General features: G+C 69.4%; 2 protein-coding genes. One reads left to right on the forward strand and one right to left on the reverse strand.

The annotated features are described in order from the left end of the window. The coding region (locus AC3XYG_RS34775) for a mandelate racemase/muconate lactonizing enzyme family protein (protein WP_489144467.1) at positions 1-1,182 on the forward strand (1,182 nt) is incomplete at its 5' end. A gap of 152 nt (positions 1,183-1,334) precedes the next feature. On the opposite strand, the gene doeB is transcribed toward AC3XYG_RS34775, so the two are convergent. After that, positions 1,335-2,223: N(2)-acetyl-L-2,4-diaminobutanoate deacetylase DoeB (gene doeB / locus AC3XYG_RS34780; RefSeq protein ID WP_489144468.1), on the reverse strand; the 889-nt coding region annotated here is incomplete at its 5' end.

Consider the following 2,223-nt stretch of genomic DNA (forward strand, 5'->3'; position numbering starts at 1 on the left):
CGGATCGACACCAACCAGGGCCTCTCCGGCATCGGCGAGGTGCGCGACGGCGGCCACGCCGAGAACGCGCTGCAGTTCAAGCACCTGCTGCTGGGCCAGAACCCGTGCAACGTCGACATGATCTTCTCCGCCCTGCGCCGCTACGGCAGCTGGGGCCGCGAGGGTGGCGGCGTCTCGGGCATCGAGATCGCGCTGTGGGACCTGGTCGGCAAGGCCTATGGCGTGCCCTGCCACCAGTTCCTCGGCGGCAAGCACCGCGACCGCGTCCGCATCTCTGGCGACACGCCGGCGCCGGCGCAGATGACGCCGGACGGCTATGTCGAGGCGGTGCTGCGCCGCAAGGCGCTGGGCCTGACCTTCATCAAGTTCGACCTGCCGCCGCGCTTCTTCAATTCGGCCGCGAACGCCCTGGTCGGCCAGGCGACGCAGCATGAATACGATCTCGCCAAGGCTTGGCGTGCGCCGGGCGCCGGGCGCGGCATCAAGCTCGGCCAGGCCGGCATCACCGCCGCGGTCGACGTGGTCCGTGCGGTGCGCGAGGCGGTCGGCAGCGACATCTCCCTGTGCATCGACCATTTCGGCGAGGGCTACATGACGGCCGACGAGGCGATCCGCCTCGGCCAGGCGCTGGAGCCCTTCGATCTCGCCTGGTTGGAAGACCCCCTGCCCTGGCACGACTTCGCCGGCCACAAGAAAGTCGCCGACGCGCTGCTGACCCCGATCGCCGCGGGAGAGGAGCTATATCTGTGGGACGGCTTCCGCGAACCGATCGAGACGCGGGCCTTCGACATCCTGCATCCGGACCTGCTGACCTCGGGCGGCATGCTGGAGACCAAGCGCATCGCCGATTATGGCGAACGCTACGGCCTCGCCACGGCGCTGCACGCCTGCTGCACCCCGGTCGGCTTCATGGCCAATGTGCATTGCGGCGCCGCGATCTCCGGGCTAGTCGCAGTCGAGCATCACGGGCTGGACATCCCGTACTGGCGGGACCTGGTGACCGGCCTCGACCCCGACTATCTCTCGGGCGGCTACGTCACCGTGCCGGACGCGCCGGGCCTCGGCATCGAGCTGAACGAGGAAGCGGTGGAGGCGCATCTGCGCACGCCGGGCACCCTGTTCCAGCCCACCGAGGACTGGAACCGGATCCGGGTCGGGTTCGAACGCCGCTCGCGAGGGTGAACGGACTCAGACCAACGGCATAAACTATTAACCCGCATCGCGAGGAGCGAAGCGACGTGGCGATCCAGCGGCTCGATCTCTGGATCGCCGCGCCCCTTCGGGGCTCGCGATGACGGGTCGATATTTCATGCCGCGGTATTAGGCCGCCAGTATCAGACGGTCCCGATCACCGTCAGGCAATCCCCGGCCTTGACCAGGCCGGGGAAGTGCCGGGCGGCGAGGATGCCGTCCAGTGCCGCCCGGTATTCCGCCGGCGCACCGCCGGTGCGGTCGACCGGGTGGATCCGGGCGATGACGTCGCCCTTGCGCACGGGGTCGCCGAGATCGACGCAGGTCTCGGCCATGCCGTCCTGCTCGGCGAAGCGGAAGCAGTCGGCAGACGGCATGTCGAGCCAGCGGCTGGGCGCCGGCTCCACCGCCTCCGCCAGGATGCCGGCATGGCGCAACAGGTTGCGCACGCCGCGTTTGGCGATGCCGGCCGTGCGCGCGGTGGTGGTGCCGCCGCCGCCGAGTTCGGTGGTGACGAAGACCTTGCCCGCCGCCTCGGCCGCGGTGTCGTACATGCCGACGGCGTCGATCTCCAACATCCGCATCGACCAGGGTGCCGCGAAGGCCTCGACCGCTGCGAAACTGCGCGCCTCCTGCTCCTTGTCGGGCAGGATATGGGCGGCGGCGAAGGGCACGAAATCCAGCGTCTTCCCGCCGGAATGGAAGTCCAGCACGATATCGGCCAGCGGCAGCAGGCCGCGCTGGAAATAATCCGCGATCTTCTGCGTCGCCGTGCCGTCCGGCCGGCCGGGAAAGCTGCGGTTCAGATTGCCCTTGTCGATCGGCGACGTGCGGGTGCCGGCACGGAAGGCCGGATAGTTCATCGCCGGCACGATGATGACCCGGCCCCGCACCTGGGCCGGGTCCAGCGTCCGGGCCAGGTCGAACAGCGCGATCGGGCCTTCGTATTCGTCGCCGTGATTGGCGCCGGTGAGGAGGGCGGTCGGCCCCTCCCCGTTCCGGATCACGGCGATCGGGATCATCACCGAGCCC

The sequence above is a fragment of the Inquilinus sp. genome (assembly GCF_057815775.1).